Annotated in this window: 11 protein-coding genes and 2 pseudogenes; 3 read left to right on the top strand and 10 right to left on the bottom strand. The window is 62.2% G+C overall.

What is annotated here, in order from left to right; genetic code table 11:
- Positions 1-35 precede the first annotated feature (35 nt).
- Positions 36-1307: a cytosine permease gene (gene codB / locus KI237_RS10280; RefSeq protein WP_212799723.1), complete on the top strand. Its 1272-nt coding sequence runs from the start codon at positions 36-38 to the stop codon at positions 1305-1307.
- 12 nt (positions 1308-1319) lie between these two features.
- Positions 1320-2567 carry a cytosine deaminase gene (gene codA, locus KI237_RS10275; RefSeq protein ID WP_212799722.1) on the top strand — a complete coding sequence of 416 codons (1248 nt, stop codon included), beginning with the start codon at positions 1320-1322 and terminating at the stop codon, positions 2565-2567.
- A 618-nt stretch (positions 2568-3185) separates the two neighbouring features.
- Here codA and KI237_RS10270 read toward each other — a convergent pair.
- Positions 3186-4178 carry a diaminopimelate epimerase gene (locus tag KI237_RS10270; RefSeq protein ID WP_212799721.1) on the bottom strand — a complete coding sequence of 331 codons (993 nt, stop codon included), beginning with the start codon at positions 4176-4178 and terminating at the stop codon, positions 3186-3188.
- A 169-nt stretch (positions 4179-4347) separates the two neighbouring features.
- Between KI237_RS10270 and KI237_RS10265 the strand changes: the two genes are divergently transcribed.
- Complete coding sequence (locus KI237_RS10265) at positions 4348-5499, top strand: MFS transporter (RefSeq protein ID WP_212799720.1); 1152 nt, start codon at positions 4348-4350, stop codon at positions 5497-5499.
- Positions 5500-5568: 69 nt separating this feature from the next.
- On the opposite strand, the pseudogene KI237_RS10260 reads toward KI237_RS10265, so the two are convergent.
- From KI237_RS10260 to KI237_RS10220, 9 genes and pseudogenes are all read right to left on the bottom strand, one after another.
- Positions 5569-5688: pseudogene (locus KI237_RS10260) on the bottom strand (hypothetical protein); the annotation flags it as partial.
- Positions 5685-5777: pseudogene (locus KI237_RS30935) on the bottom strand (RNA polymerase subunit sigma-24); the annotation flags it as partial. The pseudogenes KI237_RS30935 and KI237_RS10260, both read right to left, overlap by 4 nt.
- A gap of 280 nt (positions 5778-6057) precedes the next feature.
- Positions 6058-6498: a carboxymuconolactone decarboxylase family protein gene (locus KI237_RS10250; protein ID WP_212799718.1), complete on the bottom strand. Its 441-nt coding sequence runs from the start codon at positions 6496-6498 to the stop codon at positions 6058-6060.
- A 193-nt stretch (positions 6499-6691) separates the two neighbouring features.
- Positions 6692-8134 carry a mechanosensitive ion channel family protein gene (locus KI237_RS10245; RefSeq protein WP_212799717.1) on the bottom strand — a complete coding sequence of 481 codons (1443 nt, stop codon included), beginning with the start codon at positions 8132-8134 and terminating at the stop codon, positions 6692-6694.
- 192 nt (positions 8135-8326) lie between these two features.
- Complete coding sequence (locus KI237_RS10240) at positions 8327-9193, bottom strand: pirin family protein (RefSeq protein WP_212799716.1); 867 nt, start codon at positions 9191-9193, stop codon at positions 8327-8329.
- A gap of 226 nt (positions 9194-9419) precedes the next feature.
- On the bottom strand, positions 9420-10034 hold the full coding sequence (locus KI237_RS10235) for a response regulator (RefSeq protein WP_502937108.1): 615 nt from the start codon (positions 10032-10034) through the stop codon (positions 9420-9422).
- A gap of 114 nt (positions 10035-10148) precedes the next feature.
- Entirely contained in the window at positions 10149-10583 is a 435-nt protein-coding gene (locus KI237_RS10230; protein WP_212799715.1) for a response regulator, read from the bottom strand.
- A 158-nt stretch (positions 10584-10741) separates the two neighbouring features.
- Positions 10742-13990, bottom strand: coding sequence for a transporter substrate-binding domain-containing protein (locus tag KI237_RS10225; protein WP_212799714.1), 3249 nt, complete (start codon positions 13988-13990; stop codon positions 10742-10744).
- Between the two features lie 306 nt (positions 13991-14296).
- Complete coding sequence (locus tag KI237_RS10220; RefSeq protein ID WP_212799713.1) at positions 14297-15631, bottom strand: lysine N(6)-hydroxylase/L-ornithine N(5)-oxygenase family protein; 1335 nt, start codon at positions 15629-15631, stop codon at positions 14297-14299.
- Positions 15632-15710 lie beyond the last annotated feature (79 nt).

Raw genomic sequence — 15710 nt, 5'->3', positions numbered from 1 at the left:
CGCTTGCGACATCCCTCATCCGCAAGGACCGCCACATGACTCAGAACGATCCGGGCAATGACTATCCCTTGAGCGAAGTCCCGATGCACGCTCGCAAGGGCCTGGCCTCCACAGCCATGGTGCTGCTGGGTTTCACCTTTTTCACCGCCACCATGTTTGCCGGCGGCAAGCTGGGAGTGGCGTTCGGTTTTGCCGAGATGCTCACGGTCATCGTCATCGGCAATCTGCTGCTGGGCCTCTACGCCGCAGGCCTGGGCTATATCGCCTTCAAGAGTGGGCTCAATTCGGTGCTGATGGGCCGTTTCTGTTTCGGCGAGGTGGGCAGCAAGCTCAGTGACCTGATCCTGGGGTTCACCCAGATCGGCTGGTACGCCTGGGGCACGGCGACCGCCGCGGTGGTGCTGGGCAAGTATTTCGAGTTGAGCGAGGGCACCGTACTCGGGTTGATGGTGCTGTTCGGCCTGGGGTTCTGTGCCACGGCCTATGTCGGTTATCGCGGGCTGGAAATCCTCTCGTACCTCGCCGTGCCGGCCATGATGTTGCTGCTGATGCTGTCGATGTGGGTCGCGACGGTGAAGGTCGGCGGCTTCGAGGGCTTGTTGGCGGTGGTGCCGACGGGCAGCCTCGACGTGTCCACCGCCATCACGTTGGTTTTCGGCACCTTCGTCAGCGGCGCGACCCAGGCGACCAACTGGACGCGGTTCTCCCGCTCGGCGAAGGTCGCGGTGCTGGCGAGCCTGATCGGCTTCTTCCTGGGTAACGGCCTGATGGTGCTGATCGGCGCCTACGGGGCCATCGTCTATCAACAACCGGACGTGGTCGAAGTGTTGCTGCTGCAGGGCTTCGCCATGGCGGCGATGGCCATGTTGCTGCTCAACATCTGGAGCACCCAGGACAACACCATCTACAACTTCGCCGTGGCCGGTTGCAACCTGCTGCGCACCCGCCGGCGCAAAACCGTGACCCTGGGCGGCGCGGTGATCGGCACGCTGCTGGCGCTGCTGGGCATGTACGACATGCTGGTGCCGTACCTGATCCTGCTGGGCACGGTGATCCCACCCATCGGCGGGGTGATCATGGCCGATTTCTTCTTCCGCTGGCGTGGTCGTTATCCGCGCCTGGCCGAGGCGCAACTGCCGGCGTTCAACTGGCCCGGGCTGTTGGCCTATGGGGTTGGCACCGTCGCGGCGTTCAATTCGCCATGGGTCGCGCCACTGGTAGGAATCGCTGCCGGCGCGCTAACGTATGTGCTATTGATCAGCGTAATGGGTACTCGCACCGCTGATGCGCCCCTACAAGACCTCTAAAGGATTCGCCTGATGCACATCATCAACGCCCGTCTGCGTAACCGTGAAGGCTTGCATGAACTGCACCTGGAAAACGGCCTGATCGCCAACATCGCCCGCCAGACCGAGGCACCCAGCCTCGGCCCGGAAGACCTCGATGCCGGTGGCAACCTGGTGGTCCCGCCCTTCGTCGAACCGCACATTCACCTGGACGCGACCCTCACCGCCGGCGAGCCGCGCTGGAACATGAGCGGCACGCTGTTCGAAGGCATCGAGTGCTGGGGCGAACGCAAGGCCACCATCACCGAGGAAGACACCAAGACCCGCGCCAAGAAAACCATCCAGGCCCTCGCCGCCCACGGTATCCAGCATGTGCGCACCCACGTCGACGTGACCGATCCGGAGCTCACGGCCCTCAAGGCGATGCTGCAAGTGCGCGAGGAAAGCCGTCACCTGATCGACATGCAAATCGTCGCGTTTCCCCAGGAAGGCATCGAGTCCTACCGCAACGGCCGCGAGCTGATGGAAGAAGCCATCCGCATGGGCGCCGACGTGGTGGGCGGCATTCCCCACTTCGAGTACACCCGCGACCAAGGCGTCAGCTCAGTGAAGTTCCTCATGGACCTGGCCGAGCGCACCGGCTGCCTGGTGGATGTGCATTGCGACGAAACCGATGACCCGCACTCACGTTTCCTCGAAGTGCTCGCCGAGGAAGCCCGCAGCCGCGACATGGGCGCGCGCGTCACCGCCAGCCACACCACGGCCATGGGCTCCTACGACAACGCCTACTGCGCCAAACTGTTCCGCCTGCTCGGGCACTCGGGCATCAGCTTTGTCTCTTGCCCGACCGAAAGCATTCACCTGCAAGGGCGCTTCGATACCTTCCCCAAACGCCGCGGCGTCACCCGGGTCAATGAGCTGCTCGAGGCCGGGATGAACGTGTGCTTCGGCCAGGACTCCATCGTCGACCCGTGGTACCCACTGGGCAACGGCAATATCCTGCGGGTACTGGAAGCCGGGCTGCATATCTGCCACATGCTCGGCTACCGCAACCTGCAAAGCGCCCTCGACCTGGTCACCGACAACAGCGCCAAGGCCATGGCCCTGGGCGAGCGCTACGGCCTGGAACCCGGGCGCCCGGCGAACCTGCTGATCCTGTCGGCGGACAGCGACTACGAAGTGATCCGCAGCCAGGGCTTGCCGCTCTATTCGATTCGCAACGGTAAAGTGCTGATGAAGCGGCAGATGCCGGTGGTCGAGTTCGGGCCGCAGCCAGAATGATTCCCCTCTGGGAGCGAGCCTGCTCGCGATGGCGGTCTACCCGTTGATATGGATGTGACTGACCCGCCGCTATCGCGAGCAAGCTCGCTCCCACAGTGGATATGTGTCGTACACAGATTTTGTACTCACTGAAGATCGAATGTGGGAGATGCCGGTGGTCGAGTTTGCGCAGCAGCCAGGCTGATTGCCCTGTGGGAGCGAGCCTGCTCGCGATGGCGGTCTACCCGTTGATATGGATGTAACTGACCCGCCGCTATCGCGAGCAAGCTCGCTCCCACAGTGGATATGTGTCATACACAGATTTTGTACTCACTGAAGATCGAATGTGGGAGATGCCGGTGGTCGAGTTTGCGCAGCAGCCAGGCTGATTCCCCTGTGGGAGCGGGCTTGCTCGCGATTGAGGTCTACCCGTTGATATGGATGTAACTGACCCGCCGCTATCGCGAGCAAGCTCGCTCCCACAGTGGATATGTGTCGTACACAGATTTGGTACTCACTGAAGATCAATGTGGGAGATGCCGGTGGTCGAGTTTGCGCAGCAGCCAGGCTGATTCCCCTGTGGGAGCGAGCTTGCTCGCGATGGCGGCATCAGCCACGCCACAAAACCTCCAGAAAACGCTAGGGCACAGACCGCGCCGTCCCAAACAACCTGACCCGCACCAACTCGCCAGCCTCTTCCTCCAACAAAATCGGCGCCGTACCGCCGGGCATCGCCACGCTCACGGGCCCCGCCTTCACCCAACCCACCCGCCACGCGGCACTGGCCACGGCGCTGGCGCTGGTGCCCGAGGAAGCCGTGGGCCCCTCGCCCCGCTCAAACACCCGGGCCGCGATTCGCCCTTCGGCTTCGCGCCAGGCCCATTGTAGGTTCACCCCCCTCGGGCACGGAACACCGGCCCCGCCGGGCGGCGCATAAGCAATTTGGGTCAGGCTTTGCGAGAGCGCCGCAGCACGCATCTGCCCATTGCTTGGCAACGCCTCGGCAGTGTCCACCAGCGTCACGCAATGCGGGTTGCCGATGTTCACGAACTGGCTGCTGCCCCATGCCGGGTTCAACCGCCCAAGCGCCGCCACGCGGCTGACATCGCATTGGTTGAACAGCACGCTCTCGACCTCATGGGCGCCGACAGCCTGGGGCCCGAACAGCGGTTTTCCCAGGTCCAGCCAGAAGCCTTGGGCCCCTTCGAATTCAGCGGCGCGAACCGAGGTTTGCAGCGGTGACAAACCGTCGGGTTTATCGTGATGAACCTGCAGCACACACTCACCCGCGCCCGGCATCAAGCCCTGCGCTTGCAAGGCCTGGGAGAAAATCGTCAGGCCATTGCCGCTGCGCTCGGCCAGGGTGCCGTCGGTGTTGACGATCAACAGATCAAAAGGCGGTTCGCTCTGGAACGGGCCGATCAGCAGGCCGTCACTGCGATGGGCCTTGGCGTCCGGCGGAGCTTCGTCCGGCGCCCAACTGCAAAAGGCATGCACGGTGGCCGTGGTCCAGGACTCGCGCCTCCGTGCCGCGGGGGCGGCTGACAAGGGCAGGTCGATACCGTGGTCACGCACCTGTTGCGGTGAAACGACGCCATAGATATTGCCGCGCGCATCATAAAACTGTGTCATGGACCAGACTCGAAACCAGCCAGCAAGGGCCGGTACTTTATGCCGGTACAGGCTGCGGGAGCAAAGCCTGTGCTTTGGCCGGCACCTTGGGGTCGCGGTGCGGTCAGTGGATATGCAAGCATAGCCCCCTGCCCGCCGCCCCACACCGCACGACAGCCAAGGACGTTTCATGACTGCCATTACGCCCCCGCCCACTTTTATCCCCGGACGCCTGGAGCAGATGTCCACCCGCATCGCCTATCTCATCGCCGGCATCGGCATCGCCGCCTGGGCGCCGCTGGTGCCTTACGCCAAGGTGCGGGCGAACCTGGATGAAGGCACCCTCGGGTTGCTGCTGTTGTGCCTGGGGGTCGGGTCGATCCTGGCGATGCCGATTTCCGGCGCGCTGGCGGCACGGTTCGGCTGCCGGCGGGTGCTTAGCGGCGGCACGATTCTGATCTGCCTGGCGTTGCCTTTACTGGCGACGATGACCTCCCTGCCCTGGCTGGTGGCCGCCTTGTTCCTGTTTGGCGCCGGGCTCGGCACCGTGGACTCGACCGTAAACCTGCAAGCGGTGATCGTCGAGCGAGCCAGTGGCAAAACCATGATGTCGGGCTTCCACGGCATGTTCAGCCTCGGCGGGATCATCGGCGCGGCCGGCGTGAGTGCGCTGCTGGGCCTGGGGCTTTCGCCGCTGGGGGCGACGCTGGTGGTCAATGGTGTGCTACTGGTGGCGCTGTTCAAAGCCGCGCCGCACCTGCTGCCCTACGGCAGTGAAAGCTCGGGCCCGGCGTTTGCCATTCCCCATGGCGTGGTGCTGTTTATCGGCATCCTGTGTTTCATCGTGTTCCTGGCCGAAGGCGCGGTGCTGGACTGGAGCGCCGTGTTCCTGACCACCGAACGCGCGGTGGATACCGCCTATGCCGGGCTGGGTTATGCCGCCTTCGCGCTGACCATGACCGTCGGCCGCCTGACGGGGGATTCAGTGGTGCATCGCCTGGGGGCCAAACGCGTGATCATTTACGGTGGCGCGATTGCGGCGGCCGGGTTCCTGCTGGCGACCCTCGCGCCGATGTGGCAAGCGGCGCTGTTGGGTTATGCGTTGGTGGGGGCCGGGTGTTCGAACATCGTGCCGGTGCTGTACACCGCCGTCGGCAAACAGACCCTGATGCCTGAAGCCATCGCCGTACCGGCCATTACCACCATCGGCTATGCCGGCATCCTCGCCGGCCCGGCGCTGATCGGCTTTGTCGCCCATGGCAGCAGCTTGAGTTTTGCGTTTGGGTTGATTGCGCTGTCGCTGGTGGCGGTGGCAGTCAGCGGCAAGGTGCTGAAGGTTTGAGGCCTCGCACCACTCTCTGTGGAAAGGAGATTCCCTGTGGCAAGGGTGAACCTCAGCCAGGGGTCTTGCTCAGAATCCCACACTCGCCTGTACAAAGAACGTACGCGGTGCGCCGACGTAAATGCCCGAGTTGTTGTCGCTGGAACGGGTGTAGTACGGGTGATCGAACAGGTTTTTCACCCCGGCGCCACGGACTCAAGCACCCGCACGAAGGTGCCGTGAGCCAGGTCCTCGGCCTGCTGCCGATTGCGCAGGCGCCGGGTCCAGGTGCCGATCAACTCTTCGTAATGCTCGAAAAAGCCGGGTCTGCTGGCAGCTTGGGGGGCATAACGGCGCGCTGTGGGAACGGCGCGCGAATAGTCATGCTTCCTATTAACCTGAAGCAAACCTATAGCGGTGCCTGTCATCCGAAGCTTCAAGATGAGGATTAAATTCAGGTGGGAGCAAAGCTTGCTCGCGATAGCGGTCCAACAGTCCATGCACCATTGACTGACACACTGTCATCGCGAGCAAGCTTTGCTCCCACAGGCTTACTTCCACAGGTGTTTTTTCTCCTGACTACGCCTCAGGCATCTTGCGAAAGCCCACTGCCAAGCGGTTCCAGCCATTGATGGCGTTGATCGCCACGGTCAGGTCGACCATTTCCTTGGGGCTGAAATGCTCGCTCAACAGCGCGTAGTCAGCGTCCGGGGCGTGGGTTTCGCTGATGCGTGTCAGCGCTTCGGTCCAGGCCAGCGCGGCGCGCTCACGGCCGGTGAAGAACGGTGCTTCACGCCAGGCGGTCACCGCGTACAGCCGACGTTCGGTCTCGCCGTCCTTGCGGGCATCGGCGGTGTGCATGTCGATGCAGAAGGCGCAGCCGTTGATTTGCGAAGAGCGCAGCTTGACCAGTTCCAGCAGGGACTTCTCCAGGCCCAGCTTCGAGACGGCGGTTTCCAGGGCCAGCATGGCTTTGAAAGCGTCAGGGGAAGCGGTGTAGAAATCGATACGCGGTTGCATGGTGAACTCCAGAACAATTGGGTGTAGCGCTACGTTAGCCGTGCAGTGGCGCGGTACAAATAGCCAATTGTTGGGAAGTTCGGGTGGCCAATGGGGCGCATGTCGGGGGTTCACCTGAAGGCAGGCTAGCGGCTCTTGTGGCGAGGGAGCTTGCTCCCTCGCCACAAGGTCTGTGGGTATTTCAAAATGTGCTTCAGGCCCGGCTGCGCAACCATTGCAGGAAGCGTTTCTTGGCGATGGGCTTGGGGACTTCGCGGGTCAGGTTCTGGGCGAGGTGCATGCGTACGTCCAGCAGGTTTTTCATCGCGTCGTTGATGTCGCGACGGGCCTCCAGGCATGGCTTGAGGTAGCTGTTCTCGATGCGGTACAGGGTGCAGAAGGTCTTGGCGGAAAAATTCGCCAGGGCCGCCTGCTCGGCGACGATCCCGGCTTCGCCAATCACTTCTCCCGGCCCCATGCGCCCGCCCTCCAGTGGCTGGCCGTTGCGCATGAGGGTCACGCTGACCACCCCGGACTCGATGATGAACAGATGATCGCTGACCTCCCCGGCCGCCAGGATCACATCGCCCGCGCGGAAGGTCTGCAGAGTCATGTTCTGGCTGAAGGTCTCTTTCTCGTCCTGACGCAAGGTAGAGAAAATGTTCGAGCTTTCCAGCAACGCCCGGGGCCGCGACACCACCGGGGGCGTGGCGCTCTCACTGGTGGACAGCAGGCTCACGCCCGACGCCTGCAAATGCCGGAACGCCAGGTCGAACAACTGGTTGCGTACCGTGCGTTTCTGGGCCATGGAGGCGACAAACCCGCTGATCTCGTACTCCGCGCCGCCACTGCCGCTGCTTTTGAGGGCGACGCTGGATGCCGGGCTGGCGAGCAGGGAACGACAGCCGATCATGGCCCGCTCCAACGCATCGATCACGGTTTGTGGCCGCGCGTGAGGGCTGACCTGGATGCTGATGGACAAGCCATGGACGTCGCTGGGTCGGCTGAAGTTGATGACCTTGGCCTTGGCCGCCAACGAGTTGGGAATCACCGCCATGCTGCCCTGGGCGGTCTGCAAGCGCGTGGCGCGCCAGTCGATGTCAGTGACCCGGCCTTCGGTACCGTCGATGGAAATCCAGTCATCGAGCTGATAGGGCTTGGTGGTGTTGAGCACGATCCCGGAGAACACGTCGCTGAGGGTGCTCTGCAAGGCCAGGCCGACGATGATCGCCATCGCACCGGACGTCGCCAGCACGCCCTTGACCGGCAGATCCAGTACATAGGCCAATGCCGCGATGACCGCAATCAGGAAAATCACCGCACCGAGCAAATCCTGCAACAACCGCCCGGTGTGGCCGACCCGTTTGATCATCGCCGCCACGATCAGCGCCGTCAGGGTTCGCGCAGCAAACAGCCACCAAGTAATCTGCAAACCGGTAGCCGCCAGGTGCCGCGGCACATCGTCTACCCACTGGGCCGGGACCATGGGGTTGAGCCCCTCGTTGAACAGCAGCACGCTGAACAACGAAAAAATCACCAGCCTTGCGCCGACTTTCCAATAGATCCGATCCGCACTGACCAAATGCCACATCAGTATGTCGAGCACCAGCAGCGCCAGGGCACAGAGCAACGGGTGCTCAGAGATCAGAGACAGCATCGGGACAGCTCCAGGAAGGCGATTGGCGAAGATTGGCACAGAATGAACGCGCTGTAGAGGTCCCCGCAGATCCCCATTGTGGGAGCGAGCTTGCTCGCGATAGCGGTCTGACAGTCAACCATCATTGAATGTCCTACCGCTATCGCGAGCAAGCTCGCTCCCACAGGGGTTCAGGACGGTTGCGCTTCGCGCTCAGTCATCCATCCGGCCAAAACGCCCGGAGTGGAAATCGTTGAAGGCCTGGTGAATTTCCTGCTCGCTGTTCATCACGAACGGACCATGGCCGACGATGGGTTCGTCGATCGGCTCGCCACTGAGCAGCAGTACCACGGCATCGTTATTGGCTTGCAGGCTCAATTGGTCGCCAGCCCGGTCGAACAGGGCCATCTGCCCGGCCTCGACCCGTTCGCGGCCATTGACCTGGACCGAGCCTCGCAATACCACCAAGGCGGTGTTGTGGCCTTCGTGCAGGTCAAGGGTGAGGTTTTTCCCGGCATTCAAGCGAATGTCCCAGACATCGATAGGCGTGAAGGTCCTGGCGGGGCCTTGATGCCCGTCGAAGTGCCCGGCGATCAGGCGCAGGCTGCCGGCGTTGTCTTTCAGGGCGATGTTCGGAATGTCGCCCTTGAGGATCGTCTGGTAGCCGGCCGGGGCCATCTTGTCCTTGGCGGGCAGGTTGACCCATAGCTGGACCATCTCCATGAAGCCGCCCTGTTGGGCGAAGGCTTCGGAGTGGAACTCTTCATGGATGATGCCGGACGCGGCGGTCATCCATTGCACATCGCCGGGACCGATCTTGCCGCCGCTGCCGGTGGAATCACGGTGCTCCAGTTCGCCCTGGTAGACGATGGTCACGGTTTCGAAACCGCGATGCGGGTGCTGGCCGACGCCACGACGCTCGGTGGTGGGCATGAATTCAGTCGGGGCGGCGTGGTCCAGCAGCAGGAACGGGCTGACGTGCTTGCCCAGGTTGTCATAGGAAAACAGCGTGCGAACCTGGAAGCCATCGCCGACCCAATGGGGCCGTGGGCTGGTGTAGAGGCCGATGATGTTTTTCATGCTGTGTCTCCAAAATCAGGTACTGCGATTCGATGGACACAGCTTAAAACCGCCACCCTTGAAGCACTAGACGGCAAAAATCGGCCTTAGCGTTCTATCCAGAGAACGATCAACCACCCTGTAGGAGCGAGCTTGCTCGCGATAGCGCCCTGCTAGTCAATGATGCATCGACTATCAGACCGCGATCGCGAGCAAGCTCGCTCCCACATTTTTTGCTGCAGTTCAGTTAGAGGTGATTGCGCTTGGCGAACTCCGACAACCCCACCAGGGATTGCAAGCCGAGTTTTTCCAACAGGCGAGTCTTGTAGGTGCTGACGGTTTTTGGGCTCAGGAACAGGTTTTCGGCGATGTCCTTGCCGCGCATGCCCATGGCCAGCATGCGCAGGATGGACAACTCACGGGTGGAGAGGCTTTCCAGCGCCTGCTGTTCGCTGCGCTGCTGAAAATCCAGCCTGACGGACATCTGTGGAAAATAGGCATAACCGGACTTCAAGGCCTGGATGGCCTTGGTCAGTTCCTTGAGATCGCTTTTCTTGGTCACAAAGCCCCGCGCCCCGGCCGAAATGCAGCGGTTGCAGAAATGCTGCGCATCCTGGGAGGTGAACACCAGCACGCTGCACTCAGGGAACTGGGCCATGATCCAGACCAGCAGGTCCAGGCCATCGAAACCATTCATCACCAGGTCCAGGATCACCAGGTCTGGCGCAGCCTCCTTGATGAGGGTCCTGGCATCGGACACGCCGCTGGCGTCCCTGATGTGGGTGAACGCCTCATTCTGGCAAACAAGCCGCAACGCCCCTCGTATCACAGGGTGGTCGTCCACGATCAACACGTCTTTCAAGGCAATTCCCCAGGTCATTACAAACGGCACCGGTGCCATGACTGCACCGGACTCTTGCACAAGCGCCAGACCCTGACACCTGTCAGATCCAACAGTGCAGACCAGCGGTCTTTCTCAGCATCCACGGCCCTGCCTGAGGGCGCGCGTCCACGGTTGCGGCGACTCGTTGGCTTGAGGGTCGACCTGCTCCATCAGGCGCCGCAGGGAGGCAAGGTCAGGCAGTGGCGCCTGGCTCAGGTGCATGCTCGATCGGCGCGCGACCGGCACCGACGACAGACTGGCCGGTTGCGCGTTGTAAATCATCCCGTGACGAACCTGTGGGTTATAGATAACAAAATCGTGCAAGTCCAACGCCCCGCTTGCCAGCCCGGCATTGACGACAATCAGGTCGAAGGGCTCGCTGCCGTACTCCACCAGCGTCAGCAACTCCTGCACATGGCTCACGGGAACAATCCGGAAATAGCCCTGTTGATTGAACAGGCGCTCCAGCACGATTCGATGAGCATGGTGTGGGTCGGCAATCAGGATACGGAGGGCTTTGTTCGGCATGGCAAGCGTTCCAATAGCAATGCGCCAGGTAGAAACCGGCTCAAGAACATTAAGGGCCGTCAGGCTAGAGGAAGCGTTTGAAAGACGATGTAGGACTATTCCTAAAATGAAGCCAGACGAAGCCCTTGTAGTGAGGGAATTTATTCCGCAGGAAAGATTCAGAAGGGTCCGCTTCGCGGCCCAGCGGAAGCCAGCGCCCTCGCCACATCGGTTTCCAGTCGTTGCGCCAGGTTTTCCATGGCTTGGCGAAGATCTTCCACGGCGTCGCCGAGCAGCAACGTGTCGTCTCCCCGACAAGCCCTTTCCAGCGCCTCGCAAGCGGCGATCAGGCGTTGCGCCTGGATGATCCGCGCCCCGCCCTTGATCCGGTGCGCCAGGTCCGCAAGGCCCGGCAAGTCTTGTCGGGTGGACAGGTGCTGCAGTCGCGCTGCATCTTCGGCATTGCTGCTGACCAGTTCTTCCAGCAGTGCCTTGATGGCAGCCACGTCGCCGCCGGTCAGTTGGTCCAGGCTGGTCAAGTCGATGCTATCGCTGGGCAGGGGCGCCAGCGCATCCGGCGTGACCGAAGCCAGGCACGCGTTGAGCGCCCGAAGACTGATGGGTTTGAACAAGCAATCGTCCATCCCGGCCTCGGCGCAGCGGTCCTTTTCCTCAGGCTGGGCATTGGCCGTGAATCCCAGGATCACCCCAGGCGACAGATTTTGCGCACGCTCTTCGTCGCGAATGGCCCGCGCAAGTTCGTAGCCGCTCATCAAGGGCATGTTGCAGTCGGTAATGACCACATCGAAGTGTTCGCTGCGCCAGGTGTGCAGACCTTCGACACCGTTCTGCGCCTCCTGGACACGATGGCCCAGGTAGCCCAGTTGCTGGGACAGCAGCAAGCGATTGGCCGGGTAGTCGTCAACCACCAGAATACTCAGCTCCCGCACCGGCACCAGCGCCTCGACCTCGACAGATGGCGCTGCCGGCAAGGCGTCGAGCACGGGCAGGTCCAGCAGAATCTCGACCTGCGTGCCCTCCCCCACCACGCTGCACAAGGTCAGGGTGCCGCCCATCATTTCGCATAACGTGCGGCTAATGACCAACCCCAGCCCGGAACCGCTGCGGGCCGACTGGGCGTTATGGCCGGCCTGGGTAAAGGGGCTGAACAGGCGGCGCTGGTCATCGGGCGAAATCCCGCAGCCGGTGTCCTCGACTCGCAGGCAAATGCCCAGGCGCCCGTGTTCAACGTCCGGCTCGCCGTGCACACTCAGGCGCACCTCGCCCTGGTCGGTAAACTTGATGGCGTTGCTCAACAGGTTCGAGACGATCTGCTTGAAGCGCAACGGGTCGATCAACACGTCACGGTTGACCTCGGCGTCCAGCACCCGTTGCAGACGCAGCTGTTTCTGTCGGGCCAGGCCTTCGAAAATCCGCACAACCGACTCGATCAACTCGTACAAATTGGCCCGTTGTGGCGCCAGCGACAGCCGGCCCGACTCGATGCGGGCAATGTCGAGGATGTCGCCGATCAGATCCAGCAGGCCATGGGCGGCCCCCGACGCAACCTCAATGGCGTGCCGATCGACGACACCCTGGTCGGCTTTTTTCAGGGCCAGTTCCAGCAAGCCAATCACCGCATTCATCGGCGTGCGGATCTCATGGCTCATGGTCGCCACGAAGGTGGTCTTGGCCCGATTGGCGTCGTCGGCGCTTTCCTTGGCGACGCGCAATTGCTCCAGCAGACGCCGCAAGTAAATGACCCAGCCCAAGGTCACCAGCAACAGCAGCGCAGCGACGGTGAACCCCTGGAGAATCGTGGTGCGGTTGCGCAGCCAATAGCTGTCGTCGATCACCACCTCACTGCGCCAGCGGTTGGTCAGCTCGTCCATCTCTTCGGGAGAAATGCTCAACAGCGCTTTATCGAGAATCGAATAAAGCTCCAACGCGCCCCGGTTCGTGGCCAACGCAACGCGCGCGGGCAAGGTGCCGACGGTACTGGTGACCTGCAGCTTGTCACGGTACTGGCGAGAGATCATGTAGCGGGCGCTGATCAGTGGATTGATCGCCGCGTCCGCCGTACCGGCGGCGACCATGGCCATGGCGTCGGCGGTGTTTTGCGCCGTCACCAACTGCACGCGGGGGAACTGCTCCAGCAGGAACTCGCGCAACACGTTGCCACGCACCAGCGCCAGGCGCTTGCCAGCCATCTGGTCCAGGGTCAGCGGGCCCTTGGCCCGAGCAGGCACCACCAGCACGAACGGGTTCGTCAGGTACGGTCGGGTAAAGCGCAACTCGTCTTCGAGTTCGGTGCTGGGTATGGCGGTCGCCAGGACGTCGGCCTTGCCACTCTTGATCTGCCCGATCAAATCGTCAACCGAGCCGCCACGCTGCACATCGAATTTCAAACCGGTACGTAAGCTGATCCGGGCCAGCACATCGGCGCCGATGCCGCGCAAATGCTCCTGTTCATCGAAGAACGTCAGTGGCAGGAAGTTCTCGTTGACTGCCACCTTGATTCGCGGATGGGCATCCAACCAGCGCTGCTCATTGACGCTGAAATGTAGCGCCTGCTGACCCGGCATGCTCGCGCCGCCGGCACTCCAGCGGCGCAGGATGCTCATGCGTTCGCTGGCGGGAATGGCTTGCAACGCGGCATTGACGATGCGCAACAAGCGCACGTTGTCGCGGCTGACGGCAAAGGCGAACGGCTGCACTTCCATGCGCGAGAAATCGGCCAGTTGAACATTGTTCAGGTAATTCTTGCTGATCAGGTAATTGGAACTGATTGAATCCCCCAGATAGACGTCGGCCTGGCCAAACGCTACGGCGCCGATGGCGCTCAAGGTCGAGGGGAACAACTGCAGCGAAGCATCGGGATAAAACGCCTCGACCGTCTCCGGCGGCAAGTAGTGATACAGCATCGCCACCCGTTTGCCCGCCAGATCCGTGGGCAAGTCCTGGCTGTCGTCGATGCGGGCTACGAGGGTGGGCAGGTCATCGGCATAGGCCTGGGACATCGCCAGGTCCGGGTCGCTGGCTTCAAAACCGTTGGCCGTGCCGAGCAGGTCAACCTCACCGCTGCGCAGGGCCTGGAGCGATTCGGCACGGGACGGATAACGCTGTACCTGCACGCTGACGTGCAGCAACTGCCCAAGCAACTGGGCATAGTCGGCGGTCAGGCCTTCATAGTCGCGGCCATTGCCAGTGATGCCAAAAGGTGGATCATCCGGCGCCGAGGCGCCCAGCAACAACGTGCCCTTTTGACGCAGCCAGGTCCAATCGGCTTCGTCCAGGGACACCGAATAGTCGCTCGCATGGGAACGCCCGAGCACCTGCAACGTCTCGGGTGCCGCACCAGCCTGTGGCGCCACACTCAATGAGCCCAGCAACAGCGCCGCCAGGCCTGTGCGTAAAAGCAGCTTCATCGGGGTCAGGTTGTATCCGCTTGGCGAAGTCTGCCCGGAACGCCACCGACTTCAGTTCAAGTCAGGGTACCCGGCTGATGGGTTCAGACTGCCAATACGGGAGAACAGCGAACCGTCCGTGGGCCTGTCAAACGGCGGCAGGCGTGGACTGAGTGTAGGAAATTTCTGAGGAATTGCTCCCAACTTCCTTGTGGGAGCGAGCTTGCTCGCGATGGCGGTGCGTCATCCAACATAGAGGTTGGCTGAACTGACGCTATCGCGGGCAAGCCCGCTCCCACAGGGTGGTGCGATGAACACAGCGGCTGTCTATGCCGTCGCCAGGTGCAGATCGGGCACTGCGCGCGCTTGCCCACGATGCTTGCCATGCTCATACAACGAGCCGGCGATTTCATCGGCGCGCACCGGCAGGATCGACAGCAAGGTGTCGCTCAGGCCATGGCTGGCCTGGCAGAAGCCCTGCATGTAGATCGCCGCCTTGCAGCGCTCGTCGGTGATCAGCTTGTAGTTGCGATCCACCTCGAAATCCCCCAGGTACTGGGTCAGTGGCTCCAACAGCGTGCGGTGCATCTGCCGCTCGTAACCGGTGGCCAGCACCACGGCGTCATAGCAACGCACCGTCAGCTCACCGGTGGCGTTGTTGCGCACCGCCAGTTCCACGCCGGCGTCGGTGGCCGTGGCTTTCTCCACCGTGGTGAGGGTGCGGAACGCATGGCGGGCGATGCCGGAGACTTTCTGGCGATAGAAAATCCCGTAGATGCGCTCGATCAGGTCGATGTCCACCACCGAATAGTTGGTGTTGTGGTACTCGTTGACCAGGCGCTCGCGCTCGCTGTGGGGTTGCTGGAACACCAGGTCGGTGAACTCCGGCGAGAACACTTCGTTGACGAACGGGCTGTCGTCCGCCGGTTTGAGGGCCGAGCCGCGCAGGATCATGTCGACCTGCACCGAAGGGAAGCTGTCGTTGAGGTCGATGAAGGCCTCTGCCGCGCTCTGCCCGCCACCGATGATGGCGATGTTCATCGGCTGGCCGCTCACGCACGGCTGGCCCGCCATGCGCTCCAGGTACTGGGAATGGTGGAACACCCGCCCATCATCCTTGAAAGCCTTGAACACGTCGGGAATGCGCGGCGTACCGCCGGCACTGACCACCAGCGAACGGGTGGTGCGTACGAACTCTTCGCCCTGGGCTGTGCGGGAAATTACCCGCAGCGCCTCGACCTGCTGGTTGTGCAGCACCGGCTCGATGCGCAGCACTTCTTCGCCATAGCGGCTCTGTTGGGGGAAGTGCCCGGCCACCCAACGCAGGTAGTCATTGAACTCCATGCGGCACGGGTAGAAGGTGCCGAGGTTGATGAAGTCCACCAGGCGGCCATGGTGCTTGAGGTAGTTGACGAATGAATAAGGGCTGGTGGGGTTGCGCAGGGTCACCAGGTCCTTGAGGAAGGAAATCTGCAACTCGCTCTGGGTCACCAGGGTGTTGCCGTGCCAGCGGTAGTCGGCCTGCTTGTCGAGGAACAGCACGTCCAGTTCACCCTGGACCGGCCCCCGCTCCCGCAGCGCGATGGCCAACGCCAGGTTCGAAGGGCCGAAGCCAATGCCGATCAAATCATGAACGATGGGCGATGCAATTGCCTGAGTCATGTCCAGTGTCCTCTGGAAAAGCCCCTCAACAGGGCACGAAAAGCCTGGGGAACCTGACCGGCGTTCGGGCGCCGACAAG

The sequence above is a fragment of the Pseudomonas sp. St316 genome, assembly GCF_018325905.1.
Classification (GTDB): domain Bacteria; phylum Pseudomonadota; class Gammaproteobacteria; order Pseudomonadales; family Pseudomonadaceae; genus Aquipseudomonas.
This window is presented reverse-complemented; position numbering and strand designations above follow the sequence as displayed.